At 68.0% G+C, this 15,996-nt stretch carries 18 protein-coding genes; 6 read left to right on the top strand and 12 right to left on the bottom strand.

The window, feature by feature from the left end; all coding sequences use genetic code 11:
* Positions 1–226: 226 nt before the first annotated feature.
* Positions 227–604 carry an RNHCP domain-containing protein gene (locus WD271_05005; GenBank protein ID MEX1007185.1) on the top strand — a complete coding sequence of 126 codons (378 nt, stop codon included), beginning with the start codon at positions 227–229 and terminating at the stop codon, positions 602–604.
* Between the two features lie 16 nt (positions 605–620).
* On the opposite strand, the gene WD271_05000 is transcribed toward WD271_05005, so the two are convergent.
* From WD271_05000 to WD271_04990, 3 genes are read right to left on the bottom strand one after another with little or no spacing between them, the layout of a single operon-like run.
* Positions 621–1,445, bottom strand: coding sequence for an ABC transporter permease (locus tag WD271_05000; protein ID MEX1007184.1), 825 nt, complete (start codon positions 1,443–1,445; stop codon positions 621–623).
* Positions 1,442–2,449, bottom strand: coding sequence for an ATP-binding cassette domain-containing protein (locus WD271_04995; GenBank protein MEX1007183.1), 1,008 nt, complete (start codon positions 2,447–2,449; stop codon positions 1,442–1,444). The genes WD271_05000 and WD271_04995 overlap by 4 nt, the downstream gene beginning before the upstream one ends.
* Positions 2,446–3,246 carry an SDR family NAD(P)-dependent oxidoreductase gene (locus WD271_04990; protein MEX1007182.1) on the bottom strand — a complete coding sequence of 267 codons (801 nt, stop codon included), beginning with the start codon at positions 3,244–3,246 and terminating at the stop codon, positions 2,446–2,448. Before WD271_04990 ends, WD271_04995 begins: the two co-directional genes overlap by 4 nt.
* Before the next feature lie 97 nt (positions 3,247–3,343).
* On the opposite strand from WD271_04990, the gene WD271_04985 reads away from it, so the two are divergent.
* Positions 3,344–3,838 carry a MarR family transcriptional regulator gene (locus tag WD271_04985; protein MEX1007181.1) on the top strand — a complete coding sequence of 165 codons (495 nt, stop codon included), beginning with the start codon at positions 3,344–3,346 and terminating at the stop codon, positions 3,836–3,838.
* Here WD271_04985 and WD271_04980 read toward each other — a convergent pair.
* The 3 genes from WD271_04980 to WD271_04970 form a co-directional block, all read right to left on the bottom strand.
* Positions 3,828–4,445 (bottom strand): EthD domain-containing protein, encoded by a 618-nt coding sequence (locus tag WD271_04980; GenBank protein ID MEX1007180.1) that lies wholly within the window; start codon positions 4,443–4,445, stop codon positions 3,828–3,830. The two genes, WD271_04985 and WD271_04980, sit on opposite strands and share 11 nt — an antisense overlap.
* A 59-nt stretch (positions 4,446–4,504) precedes the next feature.
* A complete protein-coding gene (locus WD271_04975; GenBank protein ID MEX1007179.1) occupies positions 4,505–5,761 on the bottom strand; it encodes an amidohydrolase family protein in 1,257 nt (418 codons plus the stop codon).
* 100 nt (positions 5,762–5,861) lie between these two features.
* The gene (locus WD271_04970; protein ID MEX1007178.1) at positions 5,862–6,410 is read right to left on the bottom strand and encodes a TIGR03086 family metal-binding protein; all 549 of its coding nucleotides are present in this window, start codon (positions 6,408–6,410) and stop codon (positions 5,862–5,864) included.
* Between the two features lie 27 nt (positions 6,411–6,437).
* Between WD271_04970 and WD271_04965 the strand changes: the two genes are divergently transcribed.
* Both WD271_04965 and WD271_04960 read left to right on the top strand, forming a co-directional pair.
* Positions 6,438–7,205 (top strand): SDR family NAD(P)-dependent oxidoreductase, encoded by a 768-nt coding sequence (locus WD271_04965; GenBank protein MEX1007177.1) that lies wholly within the window; start codon positions 6,438–6,440, stop codon positions 7,203–7,205.
* A gap of 22 nt (positions 7,206–7,227) precedes the next feature.
* Positions 7,228–7,428 carry a hypothetical protein gene (locus WD271_04960; GenBank protein ID MEX1007176.1) on the top strand — a complete coding sequence of 67 codons (201 nt, stop codon included), beginning with the start codon at positions 7,228–7,230 and terminating at the stop codon, positions 7,426–7,428.
* Positions 7,429–7,491: 63 nt separating this feature from the next.
* Here WD271_04960 and WD271_04955 read toward each other — a convergent pair whose 3' ends face one another.
* Together WD271_04955 and WD271_04950 are read right to left on the bottom strand one after the other, a co-directional pair.
* The gene (locus WD271_04955) at positions 7,492–8,412 is read right to left on the bottom strand and encodes an aldo/keto reductase (protein ID MEX1007175.1); all 921 of its coding nucleotides are present in this window, start codon (positions 8,410–8,412) and stop codon (positions 7,492–7,494) included.
* Positions 8,409–9,005 carry a hypothetical protein gene (locus WD271_04950; GenBank protein MEX1007174.1) on the bottom strand — a complete coding sequence of 199 codons (597 nt, stop codon included), beginning with the start codon at positions 9,003–9,005 and terminating at the stop codon, positions 8,409–8,411. Before WD271_04950 ends, WD271_04955 begins: the two co-directional genes overlap by 4 nt.
* Positions 9,006–9,188: 183 nt before the next feature.
* On the opposite strand from WD271_04950, the gene WD271_04945 reads away from it, so the two are divergent.
* Entirely contained in the window at positions 9,189–10,877 is a 1,689-nt protein-coding gene (locus tag WD271_04945) for an ABC transporter substrate-binding protein (protein MEX1007173.1), read from the top strand.
* A gap of 64 nt (positions 10,878–10,941) precedes the next feature.
* Here WD271_04945 and WD271_04940 read toward each other — a convergent pair whose 3' ends face one another.
* Positions 10,942–11,352, bottom strand: coding sequence for a cobalamin-dependent protein (locus WD271_04940; GenBank protein ID MEX1007172.1), 411 nt, complete (start codon positions 11,350–11,352; stop codon positions 10,942–10,944).
* 39 nt (positions 11,353–11,391) lie between these two features.
* On the opposite strand from WD271_04940, the gene WD271_04935 reads away from it, so the two are divergent.
* Positions 11,392–12,519 carry an LLM class flavin-dependent oxidoreductase gene (locus WD271_04935; protein MEX1007171.1) on the top strand — a complete coding sequence of 376 codons (1,128 nt, stop codon included), beginning with the start codon at positions 11,392–11,394 and terminating at the stop codon, positions 12,517–12,519.
* A gap of 17 nt (positions 12,520–12,536) precedes the next feature.
* Here the strand turns inward: WD271_04935 and WD271_04930 are convergent, their stop codons facing one another.
* Genes WD271_04930 through WD271_04920 form a run of 3 tightly spaced genes read right to left on the bottom strand, consistent with a single transcriptional unit; the run spans position 12,537 to position 15,995 of the window.
* Complete coding sequence (locus WD271_04930; protein ID MEX1007170.1) at positions 12,537–13,433, bottom strand: phosphotransferase; 897 nt, start codon at positions 13,431–13,433, stop codon at positions 12,537–12,539.
* Between the two features lie 40 nt (positions 13,434–13,473).
* Entirely contained in the window at positions 13,474–15,195 is a 1,722-nt protein-coding gene (locus WD271_04925) for an acyclic terpene utilization AtuA family protein (protein ID MEX1007169.1), read from the bottom strand.
* Positions 15,192–15,995 (bottom strand): TIGR03084 family metal-binding protein, encoded by an 804-nt coding sequence (locus tag WD271_04920; GenBank protein ID MEX1007168.1) that lies wholly within the window; start codon positions 15,993–15,995, stop codon positions 15,192–15,194. The genes WD271_04925 and WD271_04920 overlap by 4 nt, the downstream gene beginning before the upstream one ends.
* Position 15,996: the final 1 nt, after the last annotated feature.

Below are 15,996 nucleotides of genomic sequence, written 5' to 3'. Positions count from 1 at the left end.
GTTACCTCCCGCGGCGATATTCGGTTGCGAGTGACATCGCGGAGTGCCAGACTGCCGGGCTTCACGAGCGATGGAGGGGTGCGTGATCACGACGGTGCCTGCCGCAAGGAACTGCGCCGCGTTCCAACCCCGGTGCATCGTGCGCTGATCTTCACCCGAGTGGAGTAGCGCACGTCGCCGGCACGCGCGGCGCCGTACCTGTACGGCGCTCATCGGAGGTACCCCCGTGTCGCGCGACCAGCGCAATCGCTCGCGCGCCCGCACCCGAACTGCGGGCTCGTTCACCTGCGGCCATTGCCGCGCCACCGTTCTGCTCGAAGCGCAGGGCACCCGACATCGCAACCATTGCCCGTCGTGTCTGTGGAGCCGTCACGTCGACAGCACGCCGGGCGACCGCGCTGCCGACTGCGGTTCGATGATGGAGCCGCTGTGCATCGCGGTCCGCGGCGACGGCGAATGGTTGCTCGTGCATCGCTGCACCGGCTGCGACGAGCTCGACCTCAACCGCACCGCGGGCGACGACAACCCGCTGCTGCTCGTCCGCCTCGCGGTCCGGGCGATCGCCCAACCGCCGTTCCCCCTCGACCGCCTCGGCGACATCTGATGGCGTTCGTTCTGGGTCAGGCGATCTTGCGGTATTTCCGCACGGCGAGGGGGGCGAACACCGCGACGATGCCGATGATCCAGGCGAGCGCCTTGAGCGTTTCGGTGCCGGCGGGAAATCCGAGCGTCAGGGCGCGCGCGGCGCTGCACACCACCGACACCGGCTGGTGCTCCGCCCACGGCTGGAGCCAGCCGGGCATCGTCTGAACGGGGATGAACGCCGACGACGCGAAGACCAGCGGCGCGAGGATCGGGAACGATGCCGCTTGCGCGGTTTCCGCGTCTTTCACGCTGAGCCCGACAAAGGCGAAGATCCACGACAGCGAGTAGGAGAAGGCGAGGATCAGCCCGACCGCGGCGAGTAGCCCCCACACGTCCGAGATGATCCGCCAGCCCACCGCGAAGCCGACGATGCACATCATGATCATCACGAAGAAGTTGCGCGCGAGGTCGGCCGCGGTGCGCCCGTTCAGTACTGCTGAGCGAGCGATCGGTAGCGACTTGAACCGCTCGATGATGCCGAGGTGCAAGTCGCCGGCGAGACCGACCGCGGTGGTGAGCGCACCGAACACGACCGTCTGCACGAAAATGCCCGGCATCAAGTAGTTGACGTACGCGATACCGCCGAGGCTCTGGGCGTTGATCGCACCGCCGAAGACGTAGCGGAAGTTCAAGATGAAGATGACCGGCTGGATCGTCGCGAACACGAGGAGCTGCGGGTTGCGCCGGATATTGACGAGGTTGCGCCACGCGATCGTGAGCGCGTCGCCCACGACTCGGGGACGGCTCACTTGCGGCGCGAGCGACGCGATCGCGTCAGGATGCGTCGCGATCGTGGTCATGAGGCCTTCCTTCGCCGCCGGCGACCAGTTGCCATCGGTTCGTCACCGTTCTCCGACGGCTGTTCGGCGACGTGACCGGTGAGCTCGAGGAACACGTCGTCGAGCGTCGGTTCGCGCAAGGCCAGCGTCGCGGGCTGAAGCTCTGCGTTGTCGAGCGCGCGCACCGTCTCGAGCATCGCAGTGGCTCCGTCGCCGTCGAGCAACGTGACGTGCACGACCTTGCCGTCCACCGCGACCGGGCCGATCGACTCGAGCTTCTTGGCCGCGACCAGCGCGTCCTCGACATCGCGCAGCCCGACCTCGATCACCGTGGCACCGAGCCGGGTTTTCAGCTGGGCCACCGTGCCCTCGGCGAGCACGAGACCATGGTCGACGACGACGATGTAGTCGGCGAGGTAGTCGGCTTCCTCCAGATATTGCGTGGTGAGCAAGACCGTCACGCCCGTGGCGGTCAGGTCGTCGATGACGCCCCACAGCTCGATTCGCCCCTGCGGATCGAGACCCGTGGTGGGCTCGTCGAGGAAGAGCACCGGCGGACGGTGCATGAGCGCGGCGGCGAGGTCGAGCCGCCGGCGCATACCGCCGGAGAAGGTGCGCACGACGCGGTCGGCCGAGTCGGCGAGCGCGAAGTGTTCGAGGAGCTCGCTGCCGCGCGGCCCGATATCAGCGGGCGCCATGTGCGTGAGCCTCCCCACCATCCGGAGGTTCTCGCGGCCGGTGAGGTTCTCGTCGACGGTGGCGGACTGACCGGCCAAGCCGATCGAGCCGCGCACGCGATGCGGGTTCTTGGTGACGTCGATCCCCAGCACCTGCGCAGCGCCGGCGTCGGGGCGGAGCAGAGTCGTGAGGATCCGCACCGCCGTGGTCTTGCCCGCGCCGTTCGGGCCGAGGAGGCCGAGCACCTTGCCGACGGGCACCTCGAACGACACGCCGCCCAGCGCGGTGACGTCGCCGAAGCGCTTGACCAGACCGTCGGCGACGATCGCGGCTGGGGCGGTGCTCACGGCTCCCCCACGATCTCGGACATTCCCGCGCTCATGAGCTGCACCGCGTCGCGTCGCGGCATCGCGCCCACGAGTGAGGCGTCGCCGCCGCCGAGCGCGGCTGCGGTCCACGTGGGGCCGTCGGCGAGATGTTCGAGCCCGTCGCGCGCGACCTCGTCGGCATCGGCGATGTCCCCGACCGTCGTGCCGTGCTTGGCCGCGAGCGCGCGGAACGCCGGTGTGTCCGTGGCACCGAGCACGAACGAGAGGACGTCGACACCCTTCGGTGACAGTTCGGCCCACAGCGCTTCGCCGAACACGAGGTCGAAGGCCTTGGTCGCGCAGTAGGTCGCGAGCCGGTCTCCACCCGCCCACGCGGCGGCGGAGGTGACGAGCAGGATCCCACCTCGTCCGCGGTCGACCATCGCGCGCGCGAAATGATGCGACAAGCGCAACGGGAAGACGCAGTTGCGCTGCACCATCGCGACCCAGTCGTCGACCTCGACGTCGAGGAACTTCATGCCGTACTCGTCGGCACCGGCGTTGTAGATCAGGAGACCGACCTCGAGACCTTCGGTTGCGGCCACCAGTGCACGATCCGCGTCCGGCCGGCTGAGGTCGATGGAGACCGTGCGCGTCTGGACGCCCGATGCCTCACGGATCTGGTCGGCGAGCGCGGCAAGCGGCTCGGGACGGCGCGCCACGAGCACGACGTTCACGCCGTGCGCGGCGATCTGGCGCGAGAACGAAGCGCCGGTCCCCTCGGAGGCCCCGGCGATGATCGCCCACCGTCCGTAACGGTCGAGGAATTCGGTCACGGCTCCAACCCTGCCATAGATACTTGACGATAGTCAAACTTTTGCTTGAGGTCGAACAACAGTCGACCACGGTCAACGATCAGGCTACCCTCGGGACATGGCGACGAGAGCGGGGCGGGAAGCCTGGCTGACGATGGTGGGCCTCTGGTTCCTCGACGGGCACGCCCACGACCGCATCCTCGACGTCGCCTTCGAGCTCGGCCTCCCACCGGGAATGCTGAAGGCGCTCACCTTCCTCGGCGACGAAGGCGGCATCCGCATGGGCGACCTCGCCGAACAGTGGGGCTGCGACGCGTCCTACGTGACCACACTCACCGACGGGCTCGAGGAGCGCGGCCTTGCCGAACGGCGCCCCCTCGCGCGCGACCGCCGAGTCAAGACGGTTGCGCTCACCGAGAGCGGCCTCGCGCTCCTGGCGCGCGCCATGGAGAAGCTCTCGGAGCCGCCCGCGTTCCTCGACACGCTCAGCGCGTCCGAGCAGCGGAGCCTGCGCGACCTCCTGCGCAAGATCGCAAGCGTCGATCGCTCAGCACCCCGAAGCAACGCAGAGGCGCGCGGGAGCGCGTCACGGTTCGCTCGCGTTACTTCTTGACGTACTCGCTCACGCGGTACACCGCGCCACCGCGGCCCACGAGCTCTTCGATCTCGGGGGCAAGCGCGCCGTCGGTCGCGAGATGCACTTCGACGAATGCATGCACGGGCTCGAAGGCTCCGGTCATGAGCGCCGCGGCGACGCGGTTCTCGACGTAGCGCGTGACCTCGTCGTGGTCGAGCAACCCGCCGAGCAACTCGAGCGCGGCGCCGCCGGTGGCCGCGACCACCGCCTTGCCACCGGGAGAGACCCCGTTGCCGGGCGACAGTCGTTCAGGGCCCTTGCGCACCTGCTCGTCGACCGCGTACGCGTCGTACGGCGCACCGATGAAGGAGTCGTGGTCGGCGAACAAGCGCTGCGCGTCCTCCGGGGTCGCGAACGACGTGTTCGGGTTCATGAAATCGGCGACGGATTCGGTCCACGTCTCGGTGATCGCGTCGACACCTTCCGCAGCACCATCGCCGCGGTCGCGCAGGTTCACCGTGTAGTGCGTCATCGTGCGCGTGAGCTCGAGACCGAGCGGGGCGTGCACGTCGAGATAGTGCGCGAAGAACTCCTCACGGGTCAGGCCGTCTTTGCGTGGGAACAGGAAGATCAACTTTTCCATCGTTCAGGCCACCGCGCCGTCGACTTTGAGCTGCACGATTCACCGCTTGGGGCGCGTGATCAGCTGATGCCGTAGAGGGCGATCGCACTCTCGCTGGTGATCGCCTGCTTCTGCGCGAACGTCAGGCCTTCGAGTGCCTCGGCCAGCTCCTCGGTGACGCCGGGGAACTTGGCGTCGGGATGCGGATAGTCGGACGCCCAGATGATCCGCTCGGCCCCCACGAGCGGTGACCGGGCGGTCATCGCGAGCATGGCCTCGTCGGGGTCGAAGCTGATCCAGCACTGGCGCTTCATGTAGTCCGAGGGAAGCATCGACAGGTCGGTGACCTCCCACTGGAACTTCTTGCAATGATGGTCGAGACGCTCGAGCCACGGCACGATCCAGCCGCCGTTCGCCTCCAGGAAGATGAACTTCGCCTCGGGGAATCGCTCGCACACGCCGCCGGCGAGCAGGTAGGCGATACAACTCATCACGTCGACCGGGTTCGCGATCGCCTGCGTGAACAGCACGCTCGTGCGCTGCATGGGATCAGCGTTGCCATTCTCGTCACCGAGTTGGACGAAGCGGTTCGGGTCGAAGTTGTCGGCGTAGCTCCCGTCGGCGTTGCGCGGTCGACCCAGCCGCAGGCCGACACATGCGCCCGGCAGGTCGGGGGCGAGGAAGGGATGGAGCGCGATCGGGAGCCCGGTTTCTTGCGCGGCCTGCCAGATCGGGTCGTAGACCGGGTCGTTGAACGGCCGCCAGTCGACGGACGGGTTCGGCCGCATGAACACCGACACCATTCCCGGCAGCTCTGCGACCCGACGGATCTCGGCGGCGACGCGCGCGACGTCGTCGGGCTCGTGCATCGCTGGTACCGCGCCCGCGCCGAAGAGCCGGCCTTCACCTTCCTGGGTGTGATCAGAGCACCAGTCGTTGTAGGCCCGCGCCTGTGCCTCCGCGAAGTCGACGTCGCGGAAGCTCTGGAGACCGAGCAGCATCGTGGGATAGAGCACCGCGAGGTCGATGCCGTCCTGATCCATGTCGAGGAGTCGCGCCTTGGCGTTGTACGCGGCCGGGCGCACTTCGGTGTAGCGGAGCTCACCGCGGAACGACTTGGCGCGATCCTCGTCGCTCAGGCCCGCGGTTCCAGCCGCCGCCATGAAATTGGCGGGTGTGACGGCGCCGTTGTAGTGGAGCCACTCCTCGCCGGCCTCGTCGGTCTCGATGTGCCAGATGCGATCGCGATACTCCGCCGGCGCGTAGTCGGGCATGCCGGTGGGGTGCTCCAGGATGTGCCCGTCGGAATCGATGTAACGCAGCTCGGTCGCAGTCATGGTGATTCCCCCGATCGTCGGATGCTCCGACGATACCCCCCAGGCCTGACCATGGGTCACTCACGGCGAGCCGGGGTACCCGGCTCGCTTCCGTTCGCTCCTAGACCGTGCGCCCCATGAACGCGAGTAGACGGGTCTGCTCGTCGGCTCCGGGAAGCGGCTCCACCTTCGGACCGAAGGCCCCGGAACCGCGCATCATTCGGTCCATCGGCTCCATCGCCACCAGGATCTCGTGGACGTCGTCGGGATCGAGGTGCTCGTCGAGCCCGGTCGCACGCGCGAGGTCCCAGGTGTGGATCACGACGTCGGGGCTGCCGAAACGGTCGACGGCCTGCTCGAGGGTCTGCTTCCCCATCTGCCCCTCGAACTCGAGCGTGGCGACCGCGGGGTCGTCGAGCCCGGCCTGGATCGCGTCGCGCGCGTTCGCCCACGCGCCGACCGGATCGGCGTCGGCTGACGGGCCGGGCGGGAGCTCGCGATCGACGAACCCGAGGAACCGCTGCGCGTTGTCCACCATGTGTCGGACGACGTCGCGGGCAACCCACTCGTCGCACGGCGTCGGGTTGTCCCACCGGTTCGGCGGCACGGCTTCAACTCGTTCGGTGAGTGCGCCCGCGCGACGACGGAACCGATCCGCGACCTCGCTCATGCCGCGACTGTATGCCACGATCCCGGTATGGATCTCGAAGGTGCGAGTGCCATCGTCACCGGCGGCGCGTCGGGACTGGGTGAAGCGAGCGTGCGCCGTCTCGTTACGCGCGGCGCGAACATCACGATCGCCGACATCAACGACGAGCGCGCCAAGGGCATCGTCGACGAGCTCGGTCGTCAAGTGGAGTTCGTGCACGCCGACGTGACCCTGGAACCCGACGTGCAGGAGCTTGTAGGTGTCGCCGACGCACGCGGGCCGTTGCGGGTCGTCGTCAACTGCGCGGGCGCCGGGGTGAGCAAGCGCATCGTCGGTCGCGACGGCACGCCCCACGATCTCGAGAGCTTCGTGTGGACCGTAAACCTGTGCCTGTTCGGCACTTTCAATGTGATGCGCCTCGCGGCGGCGGCCATGGCAGGGACCGAACCCGACGAGGACGGGCAGCGGGGCGTGATCGTGAACACCGCGTCGATCGCGGCGTTCGAGGGCCAGATCGGGCAAGCCGCGTACTCGGCCGCCAAGAGCGGCGTCATCGGTATGACGCTGCCGGCTGCGCGCGACCTCGCGGTGATCGGCGTACGGGTGGTGACGATCGCGCCGGGGACGTTTCTCACCCCGGCGATGGCGAACGCGCGCCAAGAGATGATCGACGGCTTCGTCGCGATGCAACCGTTCCCGAAGCGCCTCGGACACCCCCACGAGTTCGCGATGCTCGTCGAGCAGATCGTCGACAACCCGATGCTCAACGGTGAAGTGATCCGGCTCGACGGAGCCGTGCGCTTCCCACCGCGATAGCCGAAAGGAGTGATCGGGACTGATGGAAGATCCCCTGCAGTACGAGGGAAAGAACGTCGTCGTCACCGGCGCCGCGCAGGGAATGGGCGGCGCCGCCGCGCAGATCCTGTGTGACCTGGGCGCCAACGTGATCGGGCTCCACATCAAACCGGTGTCGGCGCCGGTTGCCCAGTACGTCGAGTGCGACCTCGACAACGAGTCCAGGGCTACAACTTCCTGCTGAACCCGATGCCCTCGGGCTAATCACCTGCGTTATGGCACGGAATCCGTGCCATAACGCGTAAGTTCAGGGCGCGGCGGCGAGGCGCTGCTTCGCGGTCTCGTACGCGTCGGGCGAGAGCGGACCCTTCCGTGCGACAGCGACGTTGTCGGCGAGGTGCTGCAGGTTCGCGGTACCGACGATCGTGGTGTGCATCTCCGGATGGCTGAGCGTGAAGCGCAGCATGAATTCCATTCGCGTCATCCCGTCGAGCAGGTCGTCGAGGTCGGCCTGCTCCCACCGATCGCGTCGCGCCTCGACCATCGGCCGCCAGAAGTCGGGATAGCTCGCGAGCGTCGAATCGTCGACGGAAGGGGCGCCGCGCGCGACACCGCCGCGGATGATCGTGCCGGACCCGGCAACGGCCGCGTCGCGGATCGCGCCCTCGTGTTCGCGCTCGAGCGCCGAGTAGGGGATCTGGAACGCGTCGAACACGCCCATCGCGATGTGGTCGGTGAGGTTCGGCAGCGTGCCCGACATCCCGATGAAGCGGGTCTTGCCCTCGTCGCGCAGCTCCGTGAGCGCCTCCACCGCGCCGTTCTCTTCCAGCATGTCGCGCGACGGGCTGATGTGGAACTGGACGAGGTCGAGATGGTCGGTGCGCATGCGCCGGAGGCTCTGCTCGACGGCGGCACGGATGTTCTCGGGCGTGAAGACGTGCGGTGGTCGCTGGCCCTCGGCGGGCGGCGGCTGGTTCACGGGGCACCCGCACTTGCTCGCGAGGAAGAACCCGTCGCGCCGGTTCGAGATGTGCTCGCCGATCAACTCCTCGGACACGCCGTAGTCGGGCGACGTGTCGATGAAGTTGATGCCGGCGTCGAGCACCGCGTTGAGGATCTGACCGGCGCTGTCCGCACGGTCGCCGCCCCGCAACTCCATGGCGCCGTACCCGAGCTTGGTGACCTCGAGGCCCGTGCGGCCCAGTGTCGCGGTGGGGAGCTCACTCATGACGGCGCGGGCATGGTCTGCGCGCAGACGATCTGACGCAGCTCCTCTACCCCTCGGCACACCGCGTCAACCTTGGCTTCGAGGCCGGCGAGCCGATCGGTGCTCGGGTCGGAGCCCGGGATCCCGCTCTGCGCGCGCTCACACAGGATCCCGTAGCACGAACGGAGCAGACGCCCGGTGTCGCGTTCCTCGGCGATGTAGCGGCCGAGGAGCTCGCCGGTCTGGATGTCGATCGTCGTGTCGCGGAACATGTTGACGAAGACGTCGCCTTCGTCCGAGGGCTTGGCCGGATCGCTGAAGTTGTAGCCGAGCGTGTCCATCTTCTCGAGGTCGGAATCGTCCGACGTGACGATCGCGAGCTTGCGCTGGAACTCTGCACTGGGGCCGTCGTCGCGCGCCTCGAATCCGAGCTCGTTGATGCGCTTCGCGAACGCCAACGCGTGCTCACCCTCGCGGAGCGCAACCTTGCGCAGCACCGCTCGCACGTCAGGGTCGGGTGTGACGTCGGCCCACGCCGACAGGTACTCGTAGCCGCGCTGCTCTCCCATGTAGATCGCGTTGAGCATTCCGAGATAGCTGGGCTTGTCGGCCATTGGTGGTATCCCCTTCGCCGGCCCACGAGCCGGGCCGCAACCCCTTGATCCTCCCAGCAGCGGGACTCGGGGGCAAGGATGGTGCAGGTCACAGGGGGTGACTTGGCAAACCGGGATGTGATGTGCAGTATTAACCGGACGACGCCCGGCCGACGACGGTCGGGCTCGGATATGGGGGGCTCCATGAGTGATCTGGCCACACCTCGACGTACCCACCGCAAGGGTTTCGTCGCCGTCGTTCTGTTGATCGTCTTGGCGCTTGTGGCTGCGATGGCCTCCGTCGCGGGCGCCGCACCGGCCCCGACGGTGCCGGCGGCCGGAGTGGGGACGGCAGCAGCGAAGAACTCGCCGCAGTGCGGTCCCGACGGCAGGCTCGCCTATCCCTACCAGCAGCGTGCTCCGTGCACGCGCCCGTTGAAGAAGGGCGAGAGCAACGGCGGGGCAACCACCATGGGCGTCACCGGCAAGACGATCAAGGTCGTGCTCCTACTGGGGAATCACGACCAGCAGAACACGGCGCGGAACCAGCCCGGCGGCTCGGCGCCGGTGAACCACGCGACCGGACAGCCCGCGTTCATCGAGGAGTCGTACCCGGACTGGCAGACGGTCCTGAGCCACAACTTCAACTTGTGGGGACGGCAGTTCGAGTTCGTGACCGTCAATCCGACGGGACCCGACGAGGCTGCGCAGCGCGCCGACGCACTCAACGTGGCCGAGAAGAAGCCCTTCATCGTGGTGAGCAGCGCGGGTACCGCCGGCGGCGGGCAGGTGTTCGCGGCCGACCTCGTCGCCAAGAAGATCATCGTGTTCGGGGGTGGCATCACCAACGCGGAAGCGGACAAGCAGGCGCCGTACCGGTACCTCGGCGGCTTCGACAACAACGCGACAGCGATCAACGCCGCGCAGTTCGCCGCCCGCCAGCTCAAGGGCGAGACCGCGAAGTGGTCGGGCGATTTCACCACCAAGAAGCGCGTGTTCGGCTTGATCCGCCCCGAGAGCGGCATCGACTGGCAGTACTTCACGAGCACGGCGAAGAAGGAAGGCCTCACGATGGCGAATGGCGGCGAGGTCGTCTACAGCGTGCCGCTCGACACGAGCCAGATCGCGGCGAAGAACCAGGAGGAGGCGCCGGTCCTCGTCGCCAAGCTCAAGGACGCAGGCGTCACCACGGTGTTGATGTTCACGTCGTTCGGCATGAACCAGCAGCTGCTCAAGGCGGCCGACAGCCTCGACTACCACCCCGAGTGGCTGTTCACGGGTTTGGGCGCCCAAGACATCGAGATCACGGCGCGGATCCTCCAGCTGCAGGCCCCCGAGCAGATGAAGCACGTGTTCGGTCTCGGCGACCTGCCGCTCTACGTCTCCGGCATCGACGACCCGCAGGTGAACTGGTTCAACTGGTACTGGGGCAAGAACCAGGGCGTCTACTCGGCCGGCACCGTGGGGACCCTCTACCTCCTGAACGCAGGGGTGAGTCTCGCAGGACCGAAGCTCACGCCGAAGAACTTCCAGCAGGGCCTGTTCAGCATGCCGCTCTTCGGCGGCGCCGCGAGCAACCAGGTGCAGAGCTTCATGTTCGCGCAGGGTCCGGCGGCCGACCTCCCGTACGACGAGTACTCCCAGGTCGGGCTCGACTACGCCATCATGTGGTGGAACCCCACGCTGACCGGCAAGGGCAAGATCCTGTTCGACGAGGGCACCGGCCGGTTCATGTACATCGACAACGCCAAGCGCTACAAGGCCGGCGAGTGGAAGAAGGGCGAGCCCAAGCTGTTCGACCCGAGCAACTCGATCTCCGAGTTCAACGGGCTCCCCGCATCCGACACGGTACCCGACTACCCGTGCAAGGGGTGCCCAAGCACCAAGAGCTAACGGGTCGGCACGATCAACGCCGCGTGCAGGAACGGAGGCCGCGCGAGCGGCCTCCGTTCCGCGTTCAGGCCGTTCTCGCGACCGCACCACGCACGACTGCGACGACCTCGTCGGCCGAGGCACCCGGGCCGAGCACCGCAGCGATGCCGGCCTCTTCGAGGACCGGCACGTCGGCGTCGGGCACGATCCCGCCGAGCACGATCGGAGTGTCGAGCCCGGCGTCGCGCGCGGCCGCGACGAGGCGCGGCGCGAGCGTGAGGTGGCCACCGTTGTGGATCGACACGCCGATGGCGTCGGCGTCCTCGTCGACCGCGGCGCGGGCGATCGTGTCGGCAGTCTGGCGGAGTCCGAGGTAGATGACCTCCATGCCCGCATCGCGGAGGATGCGCGCCACCACCTTCAGGCCGCGATCGTGGCCGTCGAGGCCGAGCTTCGCCAGCACGATCCGGATCGGTGGTTCACTGGTACCCGTCACCCCTCCATAGAACCACGACCGCGTGGTAGACCTCGGGCCATGGAATTCGGTCTGTTCATCCAGGGGTACAACCCGGCCTTCCGGAGGGGCGACGATCCCGTCGAGGCCGAGCACCGCGCGTTCATGGACGAGATCGCCGCGGTCGAGGCCGCCGATCGCGCCGGATTCAAGTACGTGTGGCTCACCGAGCACCACTTCCTCGACGAGTACTCCCACCTCTCGGCCAACGACGTGGTGTCCGGCTATCTCGCCAAGGCAACCGAGCGCATCCACATCGGGTCGGGCATCTTCAACCCGCTCCCCCAGGTGAACCATCCCGCGAAGGTGGCCGAGCGCGTCGCGATGCTCGACCACCTCACGGAGGGCCGCTTCGAGTTCGGCACCGGCCGCGGCGCGGGGAGTCACGAGATCCTGGGTTTCCTCCCCGACATGGAGGATCTGTCGAAGACGCGCGAGATCTGGGAAGACGTGATCCGCGAGTTCCCGAAGATGTGGATGCAGGACACCTACGAGGGTTACCAGGGCAAGTACTGGCAGCTTCCGCCGCGCAAGATCCTGCCGAAGCCGTACAAGTTACCGCACCCACCGATGTGGTACGCCGCAGGGAACACGTCGAGCTACCAGATGTGCGCGCAGATGGGCCTCGGCGTGCTCGGGTTCTCGGTGCAGTCCCTCGAGGAGATGGCCCCGGTCGTCGAGGCTTACAAGTTGGCCATCGTCACTGCAGAGCCGGTCGGCGCGTTCGTGAACGACAACGTGATGATCACCACGGCCGCGTACGTCCGCGAAGACGCCGACGCGGCGGTGCGGGACATGGTCGCGTCGAGACCCACGTACCTGCAGAGCAACGTCTACCGCTACCACGACACGTTCCCGCACCCCGACTGGGTGCCGCAGTGGCCGGAACTCCTCCCCGACATGACCGAGGACATGGCGCGCGGCGCGCTCGGCGGCGGCGGCTTGGTGATGGGAACGCCCGACCACGCGCTCGAGGCCTGCGCGCGCTGGGAGAGCGCGGGCGCCGACCAACTCGTGTTCGGCATCGGCCCCGACACGCTCGCCGGGACGCTCGAGACGATCCGGCTGATCGGCGAGCACGTGATCCCGAAGCTCGACAAGGATCCGGTGCACCGGACGACGCGGTTCCGGGAGGCGGCGGCGAGGTAACGGTCGCGCAGGGGGCGTTACACGCCGAGCTCGGCCAGCGCGCGTTGCAGGAAGGGTGTGACGCGGGCCGCGAACTGACGACGCGTCGCGACCAGTCCCTGCTCGCGGTACGCGCCGAGCCAGGCACCACACCACTGGCGGGCACGCAGGCCACAGATCAGGTCGAACAGCGGTAGATCGACCGGCGGTTGAGCGACGATGTCGGAGTAGCTGCGGGCAAAGCGATCGGCCACATCGCCGCCGAGAAGCAGTGCCGCGTCGGCTCGTAGATACGCAACCTCGTACCAGCGGGGTCCGAGCCGCGCTGCGTTCCAATCGACGACGCCGCTCAGCGCGCGCCAACTCCACAGAATGTTGCCCGGGTGGAAGTCGCCGTGTGTGAGGACCGACTGCCACGTCGCGCGCGGCAGGTACCGCTCGATGGCATCCACGGCACGGTCGCTCAAAGGAGTCGATCGAAGCTGTGTGTCGGGCTCCCAAGCTTCAACGTGTGGAAGCCATCGAATCGCACTTCCGGCGCCGCGAGTCGAAGTCTCGTGCACCCGCGCCATCGTGCCCGCCAGCTCCAGCAACCACGTATCGACGTCGACAGGAGCGAGGTCGGCACGCCCCGGCAGTCGTGTCATCACGATGGCCGCGGCGCCGAACCAGCGACCGTCCGCATCCACCGCGACCGGTTCCGGAACCGGCGCGTCGACCCGTTGCGCGAAGGAGAGCCGATCCCACTCGATCGGCGCCCTGTCGTCGCCAAGCTTGAAGCGCTTCACGACGAGCCGCCGAATGCCCGAGCCGTCGAGATCGACCGCGAAGGTGTCGGTGGCGAGGCCTCCACCGAGTCGACGGACGCGCCGGAGCGTTGCACCCGGAGCAATCTCGTCGACCATCGCGGCCCAACCTGCGTCTCGTGAGGACACCGGCGCACGCTACCGATTGCCTCGGCGGTGCGGAGTTCGATTACTCCAAGCCGATGGGCACGTCGACGAGGCGTGAGCGCACGTACTCCCCGAGCCCTTTCGCCTGCGGGTCGTAGCGAACCGAGGAGGCGACGCCCTCACCGAGCAAACCCTTCACCACGAAGTTGAGGGCGCGCAGGTTGGGAAGCTCGTAGCGCTCGATGGCGAGCGCGGCGGCTTCCGGGACGAGCGAACGGAACCGGTCGACGGTGAGGTACGCGTGCAGCCACTCGTACGCGCCGTCAGTGCGCGCCCAGAGCCCCACGTTCGCGTTACCGCCCTTGTCACCCGACCGCGCGCCGCACACCGCCCCCAGCGGAACGCGGTCGGTCGTTCCCACGAACCGTTTTGGCGTCACTGAGTCGCAGAGCGCGCGACCTGCTGACGCCAAAACGGGAGGAGGGGGTGGGTCGATCACGACGCGCGTGCCGTCGGGGAGCACGACCGTGTGCTCGACCGCGTGCACCGGCACCAATGTGGGCCAGTACACGCCGAACTCGGACTCGGGCCCGGGCGGCGTGGTGGTGAAGAACCCGGCGTAGCTCGCGAGCGCCAGCTCGGTGACCGCGTTCGAGAACCGGCGCCCGACCTTGCCCGGATCCCGGTCCTTCACCGTGACTCGCAGCCGATCCATGCCGATCAGTTGGACGTCGACCGCGTCGAACTGCTCGCGTCCACCGAGGATCTCGAACAGCAACGTCTCCGCGTGCGCGGCCTTCCGTTCGATGTCGAGCCCGGTGAGCACCATCGTCATGGTGTTGCGATAGCCGCCCGGGTAGTTGATCGCGACCTTCAGCGTGCGCGACGGTGGTTCTCCCCGCACATCGCTGATGCGCACGCGATCGCGATCGACCTGCTCGAGCCGGATCGTGTCGAAGCGCGCGACAACGTCGGGACTCGCGTAGCGCGGTGCGTCGATCTCGTAGAGCAGCTGTGCCGAGACGGTGCCGACGGTGACGGCCCCGCCGGTGCCGGGTTGCTTGGTGATCACGCACGACCCGTCGGCATCGACCTCCGCGATCGGGAAACCGGGGTAGCCGGGCGCGAGCTCGTCGAGGAACGGGTAGTTCCCGCCCGTGGTCTGCGGGCCGCACTCGATCACGTGCCCCGCCACCACCGCACCCGCGAGCGCGTCCCAGTCGTCGCGCGCCCACTCGTGCCACCACGCCGCGGGCCCGACCGTGAGCGCGGCATCGGTGACACGACCGCAGACCACGACGTCGGCACCGGCGGCAAGCGCGGTCGCGATCCCCCATCCTCCGAGGTACGCGTTGGCGGTCGCGGGCTTCACCCCCGCGTCCGCCAGCGCCACGCCGGAGTCGAGGTGCGAGAACGGCACACCCGCCTGCTGCAATTCCGGGATCCGGTCGAGGATGTCGTCACCCTCGACCACCGCCAGCTCCAGCCGCACGCCGAGTCGCTCGCCCAGTTCCCGCAACCGGTCGGCGAGCGCGCGCGGGTTGAGACCACCGGCGTTGGTGACGACCTTGATGCCGCGGTCGAGGCAGGTGCCGAGCACCTGTTCCATCTGCGTGAGGAAGGTGCGTGCGTAGCCTGCGTCCGGATCCCGCTGTTGCGCCTTCCAGAGGATGAGCATGGTGAGCTCGGCGAGGTAGTCGCCGGTGAGCACGTCGACCGGGAGCTCGCCGCTCAGCATCTCGCGGGGTGCGGTGAGCCGGTCGCCGTAGAAGCCTGAGCTGTTGGCGATGTTGACGGGCCTCATGAGTTGCCCGCGAACTGTCCGGGGCGACGCCCGATGCCGGGTGGCCCCGCGAACGCCTGCGCGATCGTCATCCACTCGATCGCGATGTCACCCGTACATCGGAGCGCAGTGTCGTCGACGTGGCGACGCTGCGTGACGACCAGGCAGAAGTCGAACGCGGGCCCCTCCACGCGGTTGCTCGCAGTGTCGGGTCCCCACGACCAGGTCTCGCCCGCAGGACCGTGGAGCACGACGCGCACCTCGGTGTCGGGCACCGGCAGGCCACGCGTCCGATAGCTGTTGGCGAACGCGCGCACCCCGAGGAACGCGACGTGCTGCAACGTGGGCGTGGGGGCGCGCGTGGTCGCGAGCGCGTCGGCAACGTCCTGACCGTGGGCCCACGTCTCCATGATCCGCGCGGTGAGCGACGACGCCGCGCTCATCTCCGATCCGTACCACGGGACCCGAAGCGAGGGATCGAGCGTCGCCATGACGTCGATCATGCGCGCCCGCACATCACGGAAGCATGCCAACTGCTCTTCGCCCGTTCGATCGCGATGCTCGGCCGCGACGCGCGCGGTGAACGCGTCGATGTCGGCGAGCTCCGCTTCGGCTGCGTGCCGGAACGCGTCGGGGTCAACTGCTGACAACGTGGCCGCTTCATCGAAGTATGCAAGGTGGCTCACCTGGTCGCGGATCGACCAGCCCTCGGCCGGGGTCGCGCTTTCCCACTCGGCTTCCGTGAGCGGATCGAGCAACCCCTCGAGCGCGCGCGTCTCGGACACGAGGTCGTCGGCGAGCGCGTGCATGTCGACCCCCATT

Source organism: Acidimicrobiia bacterium, assembly GCA_040880805.1.
Lineage (GTDB): Bacteria > Actinomycetota > Acidimicrobiia > IMCC26256 > DASPTH01 > DASPTH01.
Note: the sequence above shows the minus strand (reverse complement) of the source record. Positions and strands in the feature narration are given on the sequence as shown.